At 73.0% G+C, this 18,358-nt stretch carries 1 pseudogene; it reads right to left on the bottom strand.

Annotated features, from left to right (window positions below):
* Positions 1-209: 209 nt before the first annotated feature.
* Positions 210-18,200: pseudogene (locus POF43_RS22570) on the bottom strand (type I polyketide synthase); the annotation flags it as partial.
* Positions 18,201-18,358: the final 158 nt, after the last annotated feature.

The raw sequence follows: 18,358 nt of genomic DNA, 5'->3' as shown, positions 1-18,358 counted from the left end.
ACGACGGCGATCCAGGTGCCGTCGAAGGCGTCCCGGGTCTCCCGCACGGGTGTCCAGGACACGCGGTAGCGCCAGGCGTCGGTTTCCGGTGCGCCGCGCCTGCCGAGTGCGGTACGCGGCCAGAACCGGACGCGGTCGAAGGCGTAGGTGGGCAGCGCCACCGGTACCCGGTCGCCGCCGCCCAGCACGGCCCGCCAGTCCACGGCCACGCCGCGTACGTGCAGCTGCGACACCGCGCGCAACAGCGTGTCGGCCTCGTCGCGGCCGGCCCGCAGTGCGGCGATCGCGCTGGTGCCCTCCGCGTCCGGCCGCTGCGCCATGGCGGTGAGCACACCGTCCGGGCCGAGTTCCAGCGCGACGGTGGCGCCGAGTTCGCGCAGGGTCTCCAGGCCGTCGCCGAAGCGGACCGCCTCGCGCACGTGCCGCACCCAGTACTCGGGTGTGGTGATCAGCTGCGGGTCGGCCGGCTTCCCCGACAGGTTGGAGATGATCGGCAGCCGGGGCGCCCGGAAGGTCAACGCCGTTGCCACGGCGGCGAATTCGTCGAGCATCGCCTCCATGCGCGGCGAATGGAACGCGTGCGAGACCGTCAGGCGCCTGACCCGGCGGCCCGCCGCACGCCACGCCGCCTCCAGCTCGGCGACGGCGTCCTCGTCACCCGAAACCACGACCGCCGACGGCCCGTTGACCGCGGCGACGGCCACCGCCGCCTCGCGGCCGACGAGTTCGGCGGTGACCTCCGCCTCCGTGGCCTCGACCGCGAGCATCGCGCCGCCCGGGGGCAGCGCCTGCATCAGCCGGCCGCGGGCGCCGACCAGCGTGCACGCGTCGTCGAGCGACAGCACTCCCGCGACGTGCGCGGCGGCCAGTTCACCGATGGAGTGCCCGAGCAGGTAGTCGGGCGTGACGCCCCACGACTCCAGCAGCCGGAAGAGCGCGACCTCCAGCGCGAACAGTCCCGCCTGCGCGTACGCCGTGCGGTTCAACGCTTCCTCGTCGCCGAACATCACCTCGCGCAGCGGCCGTTCGAGCGCCTCGTCCACCCGGACGCACACCGCGTCCAGCGCTTCGGCGAACACCGGGTGGGCTTCGTAGAGTTCGCGTCCCATGCCGGCCCGTTGCGCGCCCTGGCCGGTGAACAGGAACGCCAGCCCGCCGCGACCGCGCCGGCCGCGCACCACGTCCGCCGCCCGGTCGCCGGCCGCGAGTGCGGCCAGTCGCTCCCGCAGTCCGGCGCGGTCGGCCGCCAGCACGACGGCCCGCTGGTTCAGCGTGGCCCTGGCGGTGACCAGCGCGCTCGCCACGTCGGCGTCGCTCGCCGCGGTGTCGTCGTCGCCCAGCCAGGCGTGCAGGCGCTTGGCCTGCTGCTTCAGCGCCTCGTCGGAGTTGGCCGACAGCAGGAACGGGCGTGTCGCCACCGGTTCGCCGGTGCGCGGCGCACCGCTTTCGGCGGCGGCGGGCCGGTACTCCTCGATGAGGGTGTGCGCGTTCGTGCCGCTCACCCCGAACGAGGAGATCCCGGCGCGGCGCGGGCGTCCGCCGGTCTGCCACGGCCGGTTCCCGGTCAGCAGGCCGATGGTGCCGGCCGACCAGTCCACGTGCGGGGCGGGTTCGTCGGCGTGCAGGGTCATCGGCAGTACGCCGTTGCGCATCGCCATGACCATCTTGATCACGCCGGCCACGCCGGCCGCCGCCTGGGTGTGGCCGATGTTGGACTTCACCGATCCCAGCCACAACGGGCGGTCGGCGGGGCGGTCCTGACCGTAGGAGTCCTGGAGCGCCTGCACCTCGATGGGGTCGCCGAGCGTCGTTCCGGTGCCGTGCGCCTCGACGACGTCCACGTCGGCGGCGGTCAGCCCCGCGGTGGCCAGCGCGCGGCGGATGACCCGTTGCTGCGCGGGGCCGTTCGGCGCCGTCAGGCCGTTGGAGGCGCCGTCCTGGTTGACCGCGGAGCCCTTGACGACCGCGAGGACCTGGTGTCCGTTGCGGATGGCGTCCGACAGGCGCTCCACCAGCAGGACGCCGACGCCCTCGCCCCAGCCGGTGCCGTCCGCCCCGGCGGAGAACGCCTTGCAGCGGCCGTCCTCGGCCAGGCCGCGCTGCCTGCTGAACTCGATGAACGCGCCCGGCGTCGCCATCACGGTCGCGCCGCCCGCCAGGGCCAGCGTGCACTCCCCGTTGCGCAGCGCCTGTACCGCCAGGTGCAGGGCCACCAGGGAGGACGAGCACGCGGTGTCCACGGTGACGGCGGGGCCCTCGAGGCCGAAGGTGTAGGCCAGTCGGCCGGACAGGACGCTGGCCGCGCTGCCGGTGCCCAGGTGTCCTTCGAGCTCCGGTTCCCCTTCGAGCAGCAGGGCCAGGTAGTCCTGGCCGTTGGTCCCGGCGAAGACCCCGGTGCTGCTGCCGCGCAGCGACAGCGGGTCGATCCCGGCGCGTTCGAAGGCCTCCCAGGAGGTCTGGAGCAGCAGCCGCTGCTGCGGGTCCATCGCCAGCGCCTCGCGCGGGGAGATGCCGAACAGGGCGGCGTCGAAGTCCCCCGCGTCGCGCAGGAAGCCGCCTTCGCGGGTGTACGTGGTGCCGGTGTGCTCGAAGTCGGCGCTGTAGAGGGCGTCCAGGTCCCAGCCGCGGTCGGTGGGGAACGCGGTGATCGCGTCGGTGCCGGAGACGACCAGGTCCCACAGCTGCTCCGGTGAGTCGGCGCCGCCGGGGAAGCGGCAGCCCATGCCGACGATCGCCACGGGTTCGTCGTGTGCCGCGGCGGCGGTCGCGACCCGGGCGGTGCTGTCGTCCGGGCCGCCCAGCGCGGTCAGCAGGTGGTCGGCGAGCGCGGCCGGGGTCGGGTGGTCGAAGACCAGTCCGGCGGAGAGCGTCAGGCCGGTCGCGGTGCCCAGCAGGTTCCGCAGTTCGAGGGCGGTCAGCGAGTCGAAGCCGAGATCGCGGAAGGCGCGGTCCGGATCGATGCCGCGGGCCGTGTCGTGGCCCAGGACCAGCGCGGCCTGCTCGCCGACCAACTCCCGCAGCACGCGCTCCCGTTCATGCGCCGAGGCGCCCGCGAGCCGCTGTCGCAGCCCGGCGGCCCGGTCGCCGGCGGCGCTCGGGTCCTCAGCGCCCGGGGCCGTCACGACGCCGGGGAGTTCGGACAGCAGGGGGCTCGGTCGGGCCGCGGTGAATCCGGCGGCGAACCGCGGCCAGTCCAGGTCGGCCACCATGACGCAGCCGTCGTCGCCGTCCAGTGCCCGGGTCAGCGCGTCGAGCGCCAGGTCCGGGGCCATGGCCAGGACACCGCCGCGGCGCATGCGGGCCGCGACGGGGGCGTCCGCGGCCATCCCGGAGCTCGCCCACACGCCCCAGGCGATCGAGGTGCCGGCCAGGCCGCGGGCCCGCCGCCGCTCGACGAGGGCGTCGAGGCAGGCGTTCGCCGCCGCGTAGTTCGCCTGCCCGGGGCTGCCGAGGGTGCCGGCCACCGAGGAGAAGGTGAGGAAGAAGGACAGGTCCATCTCCCGGGTCAGCTCGTCCAGATGGGCGGCCGCGACGACCTTGGACCGCCACACCGCGTCCAGCCGACCGGGGGTCAGCGAGTCGAGGACGCCGTCGTCGAGGACGCCCGCCGCGTGCACGACGCCGGTCACCGGGTGGGCGGCCAGCAGTTCGGCCAGCGCCTCCCGGTCGGCGGTGTCGCAGGCCACGACGAGCGCCTCGGTGCCCGACGAGGCCAGGTCCGCGACGAGTTCGGCGGCGCCCGGTGCCAGCGTGCCGCTGCGGCTGGCCAACACCAGCCGCCGTGCGCCGCGTTCGGCGAGCCGGCGGGCGACCTGCGAGCCGAGGGCACCGGTGCCGCCGGTGACGAGGATCGTCCCGCCGGTGTCCCACTGCCGCGCTGCGGTGCCGGGGGTCGGCGGCACCGGGCGCAGCCTGCGTCCGAACGCGCCCAGGTCGCGGATCGCCACCTGGTCCTCGCCGCGGTCGCCGGCCAGGACCGCGGCCAGCCGGCGTCCGGCGTGGGCGTCCAGTTCCGGCGGGAGGTCGACCAACCCGCCCCAGCGGGCCGGCAGTTCCAGCGCGGCGACCCGGCCGAGCCCCCAGATCGCGGCCTGCCCGGGATCGGCGGCCGGGTCCGCGGGGTGCGCCGAGACCGCGCCCCGGGTCACGCACCACACGGGCGCGTCGACCTCGGCGTCGGTCAGGGCCTGGAGCGCCGTCACGGTGAAGGACACACCGGCGTGGTCGGCGTTCCCGGCCACCGCCGGCAGCACGACGACGCCCGCGAGCCCGCCCGCCTCCCGCAACCGTTCGGCCAGCGCCGCCCGGTCCGGGCCGGTCACGCGGAGCGTGTCGACGTGGGCGCCGGCGGATCGCAGCACCGGTACCAGACTGTCGCCGTCCGCCTCCGCGGCGGCCAACACCAGCCAGGTGCCGGTGAGTTCGGCGCCGGTCGGCAACGACAGCGGCTGCCAGCCGACCGCGTAGCGCCAGGTATCGACGTCGGTACGCCGCTCGTGCCCGGCCGGTGCCAGCCAGTAGCGCTTGCGCTGGAAGGGGTAGGTGGGCAGGTCGACCCGCTGCCCCCCGCCGAGGACGGCGGCCCAGTCGACGTCGGCGCCGTGGACGTGGAGGCGGGCCAACGCGTCGAGCAGGGCGTCCGGTTCGGGACGATCGCCGCGCGTCGCGGGGACGGCGAGGACGGTGTCGGCGGTCACGCAGCCGCGGGTCATGGCGGTCAGCACACCGTCAGGGCCCAACTCCAGGAAGCGGGTGACCCCTTGCTCGCGCAGCGTCGCGACACCGTCGGCGAACAGCACCGCCTCGCGCACCTGCCGCACCCAGTAGGCGGGGGTGCGCAGCCGCGCCGGGTCCGCCAGCCGGCCGGTCAGGTCGGAGACGATCGGCAACCGGGGTGCCTCGAACGCCAACTCGGCGGCGACGGTGGCGAACTCGTCGAGCATCGCCTCCATCCGCGGCGAGTGGAACGCGTGCGAGACGGTCAGGCGCCTGACCCGGCGGCCCGCCGCACGCCACGCCGCCTCCAGCTCGGCGACGGCGTCCTCGTCACCCGAAACCACGACCGCCGACGGCCCGTTGACCGCGGCGATGTCGACCGACGGCCGGTCGGCGATCTCCGGCGCGATCTCGGCCCGCGTCGCCTCCACGGCCAGCATCGCCCCGCCGGCGGGCAACGCCTGCATCAACCGGCCGCGGGCGGCGACCAGCGTGCACGCGTCGTCCAGCGAGAACACGCCCGCGACATGCGCGGCGGCCACCTCACCGATGGAATGCCCCAGCAGGAAGTCCGGCGTGACACCCCACGCCTCCAGCAACCGGAACAGCGCCACCTCCAGCGCGAACAACGCCGCCTGGGTGTACGCCGTTTGGTTCAACGCGTCCGGATCGCCGAACATCACCTCACGCAACGGACGCTCCAACTCCGCGTCCATCCGCGCGCACACCGCGTCCAGCGCGTCGGCGAACACCGGGAAGGCGTCGTACAACTCACGGCCCATTCCGGCCCGTTGGGCCCCCTGGCCGGTGAACAGGAACGCGGTGCGCCCGTCGTGGGCCGTTCCCAGGACGGCGCCGGGCGCCGGGCGGTCCTCGATCAGGGCGGGCAGAGCACGCAGCACCGCCTCGTCGTCCCGGCCGAGCAGGACGGCCCGGTGATCGAGGCCGGCCCGCGTGGTGGCCAGCGACCAGGCGACGTCGGCGCCCGCCGGAGCACCGGGCGCCGCCAGGAAGGACCGCAGCCGTTCCGCCTGGGCGCGCAGCGCGTCCGCACCGCGGGCGGAGAGCGTCCACGGCAGCACCACGGGGGTGGCGGTGACCGCGGGCTGCGGCTGGTCACCGAACGTCTGCCGGATACCGGCGACGGCGGGCTGCGGCTGGTCACCGGACGACGGAGCCGCTTCGATGAGGACGTGCGCGTTGGTGCCGCTCACGCCGAAGGAGGAGACCGCGGCGCGGCGCGGCGCGCCGGTCTGCGGCCAGGGCATGGCCTCGGTCAGCAGCTCGACGGCGCCGGCGGACCAGTCGACGTGCGGCGAGGGCTCGTCCACGTGCAGGGTCTTCGGCAGGACGCCGTGCCGCATGGCCATGATCATCTTGATGACGCCGGCCATGCCGGACGCCGCCTGGGTGTGCCCGATGTTCGACTTCACCGAGCCGAGCCGCACCGGCCGGTCGGCCTCCCGGTCCTGGCCGTAGGTCGCCAGCAGCGCCTGGGCCTCGATCGGGTCGCCGAGGGTGGTGCCGGTGCCGTGTCCCTCGACCACGTCGATGTCGCGGGCCGACAGGCCGGCGCCGGCCAGGGCCTGCCGGATGACCCGCTGCTGGGAGGGGCCGTTCGGCGCGGTGAGGCCGTTGGACGCGCCGTCCTGGTTGACGGCCGAGCCACGGACCACCGCGAGCACCTGGTGGCCGTTGCGCCGCGCGTCCGACAGCCGCTCCACCAGCAGCATGCCGACACCCTCGGACCAGCCGGTGCCGTCGGCCGCCGCGGCGAACGGCTTGCACCGGCCGTCGCCCGCGAGACCGCCCTGCCGGCTGAACTCGTCGAACACGGCGGGCGAGGGGATGACGGTCACGCCGCCGACCAGCGCCATGGCGCACTCGCCGCCCCGCAGCGCCTGGGCCGCCCAGTGCAGGGCCACCAGGGAGGACGAGCACGCGGTGTCCACGGTCACGGCCGGGCCTTCGAGGCCGAGGGTGTAGGCGATGCGGCCCGACATGACGCTGTTCGCGGTGCCGGTCAGGTAGTGGCCGGCGACCTCGTCGAGGGAGTCGGCGCCCACGCCGTAGCCGGAGTTGGACGCGCCCACGAACACCCCGGTCGCGCTGCCGCGCAGCGACCACGGGCTCAGGCCGGCCCGCTCCAGCAGTTCCCAGGACGCCTCCAGCAGCAACCGCTGCTGGGGGTCCATGCCCAGCGCCTCACGCGGTGAGATCCCGAACAGCTCGGCGTCGAAGTCCGTCGCGCCGCGCACGAACCCGCCCGCCCGCGCGTACGTCACCTCCGGGCGGGCCAGGTCCCAGCCGCGGTCGGCGGGGAACCCGGAGATCCCGTCGCCGCCGGCAACCACCAGGTCCCACAGCTCCTCGGGCGACGACACGCCGCCGGGGAAGCGGCAGCTCATGCCGACGACCACGATCGGGTCGTCGGTGACGGCCGCGGCGGCCGGGCCGCCGGACCCGGCCGCCGGCGTGCCGACCAGCAGCGTCAGCAGGTGGCGGCCCAGCGCGGCGGCCGTCGGGTAGTCGAACACCAGGCTCGACGGCAGCCGCAGGCCGGTCTCCGCGGCCAGCCGGGTGCGCAGTTCGACGGCGGTCAGCGAGTCGAACCCGAGGTCGGTGAACGGCCGGCCGGTCTCCACCGCCGCCGCGTCCGGGTGGCCCAGGACGGCGGCGACGTGGGTACGTACCAGGTCGAGCACGGTCCGCAGCCGTTCGGCGTCGGGCAGCTCGGCCAGCCGCCCGGCCCACGGGGAACCGGTGCCGGGCGCGGAACCGGGGGCGTCCGTGGCGGCGGCCGCCCGCACCGCGGGCAGGTCGCCGAGCAGCGGGCTCGGCCGGTTCGCGGTGAACGCGGCGGCGAACCGCGCCCAGTCGACGTCCACGACCGTCACGGCGCTCTCGTCGCCGTCGACGGCCTGACCGAGCGCGGTCAGCGCGAGGTCCGGGGCGAGGGCGCGCAGCCCCCGGCGGCTCAGGTACGCGTCGGTGTCGGCGTCGGCCGCCATTCCGGCGTCGGCCCACGGCCCCCACGCCACCGAGGTCGCGGTCAGGCCGCGGGCCCTGCGGTTGTCGGCCAGGGCGTCCAGGTGGGCGTTGGCCGCGGCGTACGCGGCCTGTCCCGCGCCACCCCACGTGCCGGCGATGGAGGAGAACAGCACGAACCGCTCCAGCGGGGTCTCCGCCAGCAGTTCGTCGAGGTGGGTCGCCCCCGCCGCCTTCGCGCGCAGCACGTCTGCCAGCCCGGCCGCGTCGAGCTCGCCGAGGCGGGCCCCACGGTCGGTTCCCGCCGTGTGCACGACAGCGGTGACCGGATGCCGTTCCAGTACGGCGGCCAGCGCGTCGCGGTCGCCGACGTCGCAGGCCACCACGGTCGCCTCGGTGCCGAGCCCGGCGAGTCGCTCGACGAGTTCGGCCGCGCCGGGCGCGTCGGGACCGCGGCGGCTGAGCAGCACGAGCCGCCCGGCACCCCGTTCGGCCAGCCACCCGGCCACCCGTGCCCCCAGCGCGCCGGTGCCGCCGGTGATCAGCACCGGGCCGGACGGCACCCATCGGGGCGCCGAGGAGGCGGCGGGCGACGCCGTGCGCAGCCGGCGTCCGAACGTGCCGGAGCCGCGTACGGCCACCTGGTCCTCGCCGGACCCGCCGGCCAGCACGGCGACCAGCCGCTTCGCCGCCCGCTCGTCCAGTACCTCGGGCAGGTCGATCAAACCGCCCCATCCACGCGGGAGTTCGAGCGCGGCGACCCGGCCCAGCCCCCACAGCTGCGCCTGCGCCGGATCGGCCCCCCGGTCCGCCCGGCCCACCCGGACCGCGCCACGGGTGAGGCACCACACCGGTGCGTCGAGTTCCGCCTCGGCCAGTGCGGGCAGCAACTCGGCGGCGCGGCGGGCACCGTCGACGGTGCCCAGCAGGACCACGCCGGACAACTCACCGACCGCGCGCAGCCGTTGGACGAGTTCGCCGCGATCGTGCGCCGTGTCGTCCGGAAGGTCGAGGTCGACGACGTCGGCGCCGCCGTCCCGCAGGGCCCGTGCCAGGGCGGTGTCGGCCGCACCCGGCGCGACCAGCAGCCACCTGCCGGTCAGCGTCGCCGACGACTCGGCCAGCGGGCGCCACATCACCTGGTGGCGCCAGCCGTTGACCGCGGAGTGCGACTGCCGCCGCCTGCGCCACGCGGACAGCGCCGGCAGGACGGAGACCAGTCCGTCGTCCGGCTCCAACGCCAGCGTCCCGGCGAGTTCCGCCAGGTCCCCGCTCTCCACCGCCGACCAGAACCTCGCCTCGGCCGGGTCCGCCGCGCCGGTCCCGGGCCGGCCGAGGGTCAGCCAGTAGCGCTCGCGCTGGAACGCGTAGGTGGGCAACCCGACCTTCCGGCCGCCCCAACGTGCGTACAGGGCGGGCCAGTCCACCTCCACGCCGTGCGCGTACGCGGTGGCCAGCGCGGTCAGCAGCGTCGCCGGTTCGTCACGGTCGGCGCGCAGCACCGCGAGGGACAGCGTCGTGTCGATGTCGTCGGCGGCGCCCGCACCGTCGACGCAGTCGCCGACCATGGCGGTCAGCACGCCGTCCGGTCCCAGCTCCACGAAACGGGTCACGCCCTCCGCCCGCAGTGTCGCGACACCGTCGGCGAACCGCACCGCCTGCCGCACCTGCCGCACCCAGTAGGCGGGGGTGCGGATCTCGTCCGGGTCCACCAGCCGGCCGGTGAGGTCGGAGACGATCGGCAGCCGGGGCGTCTCGAACGCCAACTCGGCCGCGACAGCGCCGAATTCGTCCAGCATCGCGTCCATCCGCGCGGAGTGGAACGCGTGCGAGACCGTCAGCGGCTTGACCCGCCGGCCCGCCGCACGCCACGCCGCCTCCAGCTCCGCCACCACCTCCGCGTCGCCGGAGACCACGATCGAGGTGGGTCCGTTGACCGCCGCGATGCCGACCTGCGGCCGGTCGGCGATCTCGGCGGCGACGTCGGCCTCGCTCGCCTCCACCGCCAGCATCGCCCCACCGGTCGGCAACGCCTGCATCAACCGACCACGAGCGGCCACCAGCGTGCACGCGTCGTCCAGCGAGAGCACGTCCGCGACGTGTGCGGCGGCCAACTCGCCGATGGAGTGCCCCAGCAGGAAGTCCGGCCGCACACCCCACGCCTCCATGAGACGGAAGAGCGCCACCTCCAGCGCGAACAACGCCGCCTGCGTGTACACCGTTTGATCCAACGCGTCCGGATCGCCGAACATCACCTCACGCAACGGACGCTCCAACTCCGCGTCCATCCGCGCGCACACCGCGTCCAACGCGTCCGCGAACACCGGGAAGGCGGCGTGCAGTTCACGGCCCATCCCCACCCGCTGAGCGCCCTGCCCGGTGAACAGGAACGCCAGCCGGCCATGTCCGGCGAACCCGCGCACCGCGTGAGCGCCCTGCCGTCCGTGCTCGATGTCGGCCAGCGCGGCGAGCAACGCGTCGCGGTCACCTCCGAGCACGACCGCCCGGTGCTCCAGCGGAGTTCGTGAGGCCACCAGGGACGCGCCGATGTCCACGGGTGTGCCTTCCACGGTGCCGCCGACGAACGCCGACAGACGTGCCGCCTGCGCCCGAAGCGCGTCCTGGGTCCGTGCGGAGATCACCCACGGGACGACGGCGGGGGGAGCCTCGGCGGGCGGTTCCTCCACTGCCCGCGGTTCCGGCGCCGCCTGCTCCAGGATGGTGTGCACGTTGGTGCCGCTCACCCCGAACGACGACACCGCCGCCCGGCGCGGTGCTCCGGTCCGCGGCCACGAACGGTTCTCCGTCAGCAACTCCACCGCACCGGACGACCAGTCGATGTGCGGCGACGGCTCGTCCACGTGCAGGGTCTTCGGCAGGACGCCGTGCCGCAGCGCCATGACCATCTTGATGACGCTCGCCACGCCCGCGGCGGGCTGTGCGTGCCCGATGTTCGACTTGATGGACCCCAGCCACAGTGGCTCGTCCGCCGACCGGTCCTGGCCGTAGGTGGCGAGCAACGCCTGCGCCTCGATCGGGTCACCCAGCGCGGTGCCCGTGCCGTGCGCCTCGACCGCGTCCACCTCGGACGCGGACAGCCCGGCACTGGCCAACGCCTGCCGAATGACCCGCTGCTGGGAGGGACCGTTCGGCGCGGTCAGGCCGTTCGACGCGCCGTCCTGGTTGACCGCGCTGCCCCGCACCACCGCCAATACCTCGTGGCCACGGCGCCGCGCCTCCGACAACCGCTCGACCACCAGCACCCCGGTACCCTCGGCCCAGCCGGTCCCGTCGGCCCCGGCGGCGAAGGACTTGCACCGCCCGTCCGCCGCCACACCCTTCTGCCGGCTGAACTCCGTGAAGATCCCCGGCGTCGCGATCACCGTCGCACCGCCCACCAACGCCATATCGCACTCACCGCCGCGCAACGACTGCATGGCCAGGTGCAACGCGACCAGCGATGACGAACACGCGGTGTCCACGGTCACCGCCGGCCCCTCCAGGCCGAACGAGTACGCGATACGCCCGGACGCCACGCTCGTCGACGTGCCGGTCAGCGAAAGCCCCTCCACCTCCGCGGGAAGCGGACCACCACCGAGCCCGTACAGCGAGCTGGCCGCACCCACGAAGACGCCGACCTGCTCACCGCGCAACGACAACGGCGCGATGCCCGCCCGCTCCAACGCCTCCCACGCACTCTCCAACAGCAACCGCTGCTGCGGATCCATCGCCAACGCCTCACGCGGCGAGATCCCGAACAACGACGCGTCGAACTCGTCCGCGTCATGAACGAACCCACCCACCCGGGTAGCGGACGTCCCCGGACGCTCCACATCCGGATCGAACAAGGCGTCCAGATCCCAACCCCGATCCGTCGGGAACTCCCCGATCGCATCCGTCCCCGACACCACCAGACGCCACAAATCCTCCGGCGACGCCACCCCACCCGGGAACCGGCACCCCATCCCCACGATCACCACCGGATCGTCCGCCACCTCCAGTCGGGCGGGAACCACCCGTACCGCAGCCGCCTGCCCACCGACCAGATCAGCCCGCAACCGCTCCACCAGCGCCCGCGGACTCGGGTGATCGAAGACCAGCGTCGCCGGCAACCGCAGACCCGTCACCGTGTTCAACCGGTTCCGCAACTCCACAGCGGTCAGCGAATCGAACCCCAGATCCTTGAACGCCCGCCCCGCCTCGATCGACTCCCCCGACGCATGCCCCAGCACCGCGGCCACCTCACCCAGCACCAACCCCGTCAACAACCGCTCCCGCTCACCCGACGACAACAGCGCCAACCGCTCCGCCAGCGAACCCGCACCACCCACCGCACCCACCGCACGACGACGCACCACACCCCGCACCACCCCCCGCAACAACGCAGGCACCGGCTCCCCACCAAGCCGCGAACGCAACCTCCCCACGTCCAACCGCATCACCACCACATGCGCCAACCCACACCCCAACGCCCCATCGAACAACGCCAGGCCGTCCTCGGCGGACAGGGCGGTACCGGTGGATTCCAGTCGGGCCCGGTCGGCGCCGCCCAGGCTCGCACTCAGCGCACTGGCCTGCTCCCACATGCCCCAGCCGAGCGACACACCGGCAAGGCCGTCCGCCCGCCGCCGCTGCGCCAACGCGTCCAACACCGCGTTCGCAGCCGCGTAGTTCGCCTGCCCCGGAGTGCCGAACGTCGCCGACGCGGAGGAGTACATGGCGAACATCGCCACGTCGTCCTGCTTCGTCAGCTCGTGCAGATGCAGCGCGGCCTCCGCCTTCGGCCCGAACACCGTGACTATCCGCTCCGGCGTCATGGATTCCACGACGCCGTCGTCCACCACACCCGCGGCGTGCACGACACCGGTCAACGGATGCTCCACCGGTATCGCCGCCAACACCCCGGCCAACGCGGCCCGATCGGCCACGTCGCACGCCACGACGCTTGCACCGGCGCCGAGTTCGGCCAGATCCGCGACCAGTTCGGCGGCGCCGGGCGCATCCCCGCCCCGCCGTGACAGCAGCACCAAGTGCCGCACCCCGTAAGCCGATACGAGGTGCCGAGCCACGAGGGCACCGAGCGCGCCCGTACCACCGGTGACCAGCACGGTGCCCTGCGGATCCAGCCGGCGGGGCATCGTCAACACGTTCTTGCCCACGTGCCGGCCCGAACTCATCAACCGGAACGCACCCGCCACCTCCCGCACGTCCCACGCACGCACCGGCAGGAACTCCAGGACACCGTCCTCGAACAACCCCACCAGCCGCTCAAGGATCTCCCGCAACCGCTCCGGGCCCGCGTCCAGAAGATCGAACGACCGATACGAACGCCCGACAAAATCCTCCGGCCGACGAACATCCGCCTTACCCATCTCCACAAACCGGCCACCCTCGGCCAGCAACCGCGCCGACGCGTCAACGAACTCACCCGCCAGCGAGTTCAACACCACATCCACCCCACGGCCACCCGACGCCGCCCGGAACACCTCCTCGAACCCCAGATCACGCGACGACGCAATCCGGCCCTCACCGACACCGAGACCCCGCACCACCGGCCACTTCGACTCACTCGCCGTCGCGAAAACCTCCGCACCCGCCCACCGCGCCAACTGCACCGCCGCCATCCCCACCCCACCAGCAGCCGCATGCACCAACACCGACTCACCCGACCCCAGACCACCCAGATCGAACAACCCGTAGAACGCCGTCATGAACACCATCGGCACCGACGCCGCATCCACGAACGACCACCCCGCGGGCATCCGCGCCAGCAGACGCGCGTCCGTCACCGCCACCGGACCGAACCCACCCGCGAACAACCCGAACACCCGATCACCCACCACCAGATCCGTGACGCCGGCACCCACCTCCAACACCACACCCGCGCCCTCGGAACCCATCAATCCCGGCTCCGGATACGTACCAAGACCCAACAGCACATCCCGGAAATTCAGCCCGGCCGCCCGCACCTCCACCCGCACCTCACCAGCCGCAAGCTCCTCCACGGGCCGTACAACCGCCGAGACCTCCTCCAACACACCACGCTCCGACGGCTCCAGACGCCACACGCCCTCCGCCGGAACCGACACCACCGGCAACGACGACACCCGCGCCAACCGCGGCACCCACACCACACCACCGCGCACCGCCACCTGCGGCTCACCCAACGCCACCACACCGCTCAGGAGCTCCGCATCCGGCTCCTCGGTGTCCACGTCCAGCAACACCAACCGGTCCGGATGCTCCGACTGCGCCGACCGCACCAAACCCCACACACCGGCCGCCGCCACATCAGCCACCACACCACCGTCACCCACCACCACCGCACCCCGCGACACCACCACCAGACGAGCAGAGCTCTCCTGCGCCAGCCACCAACGCACGGTCTCCAGGGCCTGGTTGACGACGTTGACGACATCGACCACGTCATCCGACGGAAGCCACGCCGCCACATCGCCATCCGTACCCGCCCGGACGACCTCGTCCCACGCGCACACCGTGACGGGCCGAGCCCCGGAGGCATCCAGCAACAGCCGGGACCACTCCACCCCGAACAGGCCGTCCGCTACACCAACCCCGGCACCAACAGCACTACCCGCATCCACCGCACGCAGGACCAGCGACTCGATCATCACCACCGCACCACCAGCGGCGTCGAACGCCTCCACCCGCACCGCGTCCACCCCCACACGGGACAACCGCACCCGCAACCCCGACGCACCGGACGCGAACAGCGACACACCCGACCAACCGAACGGCAACCGCACACCACCCCCGTCCCCCAACAACCCACCAACCGCCAACGCATGCAACCCCGCATCCAACAACGCCGGATGCACACCGAACGCCCCCGCATCAACCCCCTCCGGCAACCCCACCTCAGCGAACACCACCCCATCAACCCCACGCCACACCGACCGCAAACCACGGAACAACGGCCCATAACCCAACCCCGCCCCGGCCAACCCCTCATACAAACCCTCGATACCCACCGGCTCGGCACCCACCGGCGGCCACGTCGAGAGGTCGGTCCCCGGCACAACGCCCTGGACGTCCTCGACCAGCCGCCCCTCGGCATGCCGCGTCCAGGACGCACCGTCGCTGTCGGGCCGCGAGTGGATCTCCACCGTGCGGTCGTCCTCGGCACCGGACACGCTGACCTGCACCTGGACGGCCCCGCGTTCAGGCAGCACCAAGGGCGCCTCCAACGTCAGGTCACCCAGCCGCACGCACCCGACCTGCTCCCCCGCACGCAACGCCATCTCCACCAGCGCCGTCCCCGGCACCACCACGGAACCGTGCACCCGGTGCTCCGCCAACCACGGCTGGGTCACCACCGACACCCGCCCGGTCAGCACCAGCCCCCCGCCCGACGCCAACGACACCTCGGCCGCCAGCAACGGGTGCCGCGACACCCCCAGTCCGGCGCCGGAGACGTCCCCAAGGCCCAGTCGCCCGCTCACCCAGTACCGCTCGCGCTGGAAGGCGTACGTCGGCAGATCCGTGACCTGCGCCTGCCAGGTGGCGAAAACAGCAGCCCAGTCGACAGCCGCACCCCGCACGAACACCGACGCCACCGCCGCCAACACAGCCCCGGTCTCATCCCGACCACCACGCAACACCGGCACCGCCACCACCGGCTCAACACACCCCTCGACCATCGCCGTCAACACACCGTCCGGCCCCAACTCCACAAACCGCGTCACACCCTCCGCATGCAACGCCGCCACACCGTCCGAGAACCGCACCGCCTCGCGGACGTGTCGCACCCAATACCCAGGCGTACGAATCTCCGCCGGGTCCACCAGACGACCGGACAGGTTGGACACGATCGGCAACCGCGGCGCCTCGAACACCAACTCACCGATGGCGGCTTCGAATTCGTCGAGCATCGCCTCCATGCGCGGCGAATGGAACGCGTGCGAAACGGTCAACCGCTTCACCCGGCGGCCGGCATCCCGCCACGCCGATTCCAGCTCAGCGATTACATCCTCATCACCGGAAACCACTACCGACGACGGCCCATTCACCGCCGCGACACTCACCTCGGGCCGCTCCGCCACCTCCGCCGCGATCTCAACCTCAGCAGCCTCCACCGCCAGCATCGCCCCACCTACCGGCAACGCCTGCATCAACCGACCACGAGCACCGACCAGCACGCACGCGTCATCCAGCGACAACACCCCAGCCACATGCGCCGCTGCCACCTCACCGATCGAATGACCCTGCAAGAAGTCCGGCCGCACACCCCATGACTCCAACAGCCGGAACAGCGACACCTCCAACGCGAACAACGCCGCCTGCGTATAAGCGGTTTGGTTCAGCAACTCCGCGTCGCCGAACATGACGTCGAGCAACGGGCGATCGAGTTCACCGTCCATCCGCGCACACACCGCGTCCAACGCGTCCGCGAACACCGGGAACCCGTCGTACAACTCCCGGCCCATACGGACCCGCTGCGCACCCTGACCCGTGAACAAGAACGCCGTACGACCAGAAACCGTGACCCCACGAACAACACCGACGCCGTCGCCGCCCTCGGCCAACCGGCCCAGACCGGCCAACAACTCAGCCCGATCCGCACCCAACACCACCGCACGATGTTCAAGGGCCGCCCGCGTCACCGCCAACGACACACCCACATCCACCGACCGCACACCGGCCAACGCACCCACGAACGAACCCAACCGGCCCGCCTGCGCACCCAACCCCGCAGCCGACTGCGCCGACACCACCCACGGCACCACCGACGGGCCACGGTCCTCCGCCACACTCAGCGACGCGGCCCCCGCGTCGCCCTCCGCCGCCTCCAAGATCGTGTGCGCGTTCGTCCCACTGATCCCGAACGACGACACCGCAGCACGACGCGGCCCCGCCAGCTCGGGCCACGCCCTCGCCTCGGTCAGCAGCTCCACCGCACCGACCGACCAGTCCACGTGTGGCGACGGCTCGTCGACATGCAGCGTCGGCGGCAACACGCCGTGCCGCAGCGCCATCACCATCTTGATCACACCGGCGACGCCGGCGGCGGCCTGCGTGTGCCCGAGGTTGGACTTCACCGACCCCAGCCACAGCGGCTGGTCCGCCGATCGGTCCTGACCGTAGGTGGCCAGCAGCGCCTGGGCCTCGATCGGGTCGCCGAGCGCCGTGCCGGTGCCGTGCGCCTCCACCACGTCCACGTCCGACGCCGACAGACCCGCACTGGCCAACGCCGCCCGGATCACCCGCTGTTGCGACGGACCGTTCGGCGCCGTCAGACCGTTCGACGCACCGTCCTGGTTCACCGCCGACCCACGCACCACCGCCAACACCCGGTGACCATTGCGCCGCGCGTCCGACAACCGCTCCACCAGCAGGACGCCGACGCCCTCGCCCCACGCCGTACCGTCCGCCGACGCGGCGAACGCCTTGCACCGGCCGTCTGCCGCGAGGCCGCGCTGACGGCTGAACTCGATGAACGTACCGGGGGTGGCCATCACCGTCACGCCGCCGGCCAGCGCCATCGAGCACTCACCGTTCCGCAACGCCTGCGCCGCCAAGTGCAACGCCACCAACGACGACGAACACGCCGTATCCACCGTCACCGCGGGGCCTTCGAGGCCGAGCGAGTAGGCGACGCGACCGGACATCACGCTGGCCGCGCCGCCGGTGGCGACGTGTCCCTCGGCGGCCTGTCCGTCCCGCGCCTGGGCCGCGGCGATGGTCAGCCGTGCGTAGTCCTGGCCGTTGGTGCCCGCGAAGACACCCGTCTGGCTCCCCCGCAGCGACCGCGGATCGATACCGGCCCGCTCGAACGCCTCCCAGCTCGTCTCCAACAGCAGTCGTTGCTGCGGGTCCATCGCCACGGCCTCACGCGGCGAGATCCCGAACAGCCCCGCGTCGAACTCCGCCGCGTCCGCCAGGAACCCGCCCACGCGGACGTACGAGGTCCCCTGATGGTCCGGGTCCGGGTCGTAGAGCGCGTCGGTGTCCCAGCCCCGGTCGCCGGGGAACTCACTGATCGCGTCGCCACCGGACACGACGAGCCGCCACAGGTCCTCCGGGGAACTCACACCACCGGGGAAACGGCAGCTCATACCGATGATCGCGATCGGCTCGTCCACCGCGACCGACGCCCGCACCACGGCACCCGCACCCACACCCACCGCATCGCCGGCGTCACCAAGGTTCAACGCTTCGAGAAGGTGCTCGGCCAGCACGTCCGCGTTCGGGTAGTCATAGACCAGGCTCGCCGCCAGCCGAACACCCAGAGCGGACGCCAACCGGTCACGGAACTCCACCGCCGTCAACGAATCGAACCCCAGATCTTTGAACGGCCTTCCCCCATCCACCGCACCCACATCCCCATGCCCCAACACCCCCGCAGCCTCAGCCCGCACCAACCCCAACACCTCACGCAACCGCTCCACACCCGACAACCCCGACAACCGACCCACCACACCGCCAACAACGCCACCAGCAACACCGCTGGTCACCAAGGCGTCGGCCGACGACACCAACAAACCCTCAAGCAACGGACTCCGGCGACCCGACGTGAACGTCGCACCAAAACGATCCCACTCCACATCAGCCACCGTCACACACACCTCACCCCCATCCACCGCACGCCCCAACGCACCCACCGCCAACCCCATATCCATCGACACCAACCCAC

It is taken from the genome of Streptantibioticus silvisoli, from assembly GCF_027947535.2.
Taxonomy (GTDB): Bacteria; Actinomycetota; Actinomycetes; order Streptomycetales; family Streptomycetaceae; genus Streptantibioticus_C; species Streptantibioticus_C silvisoli.
The sequence above is the reverse complement of the archived record's forward strand: the minus strand, read 5'-3'. Positions and strand labels throughout refer to the sequence as shown.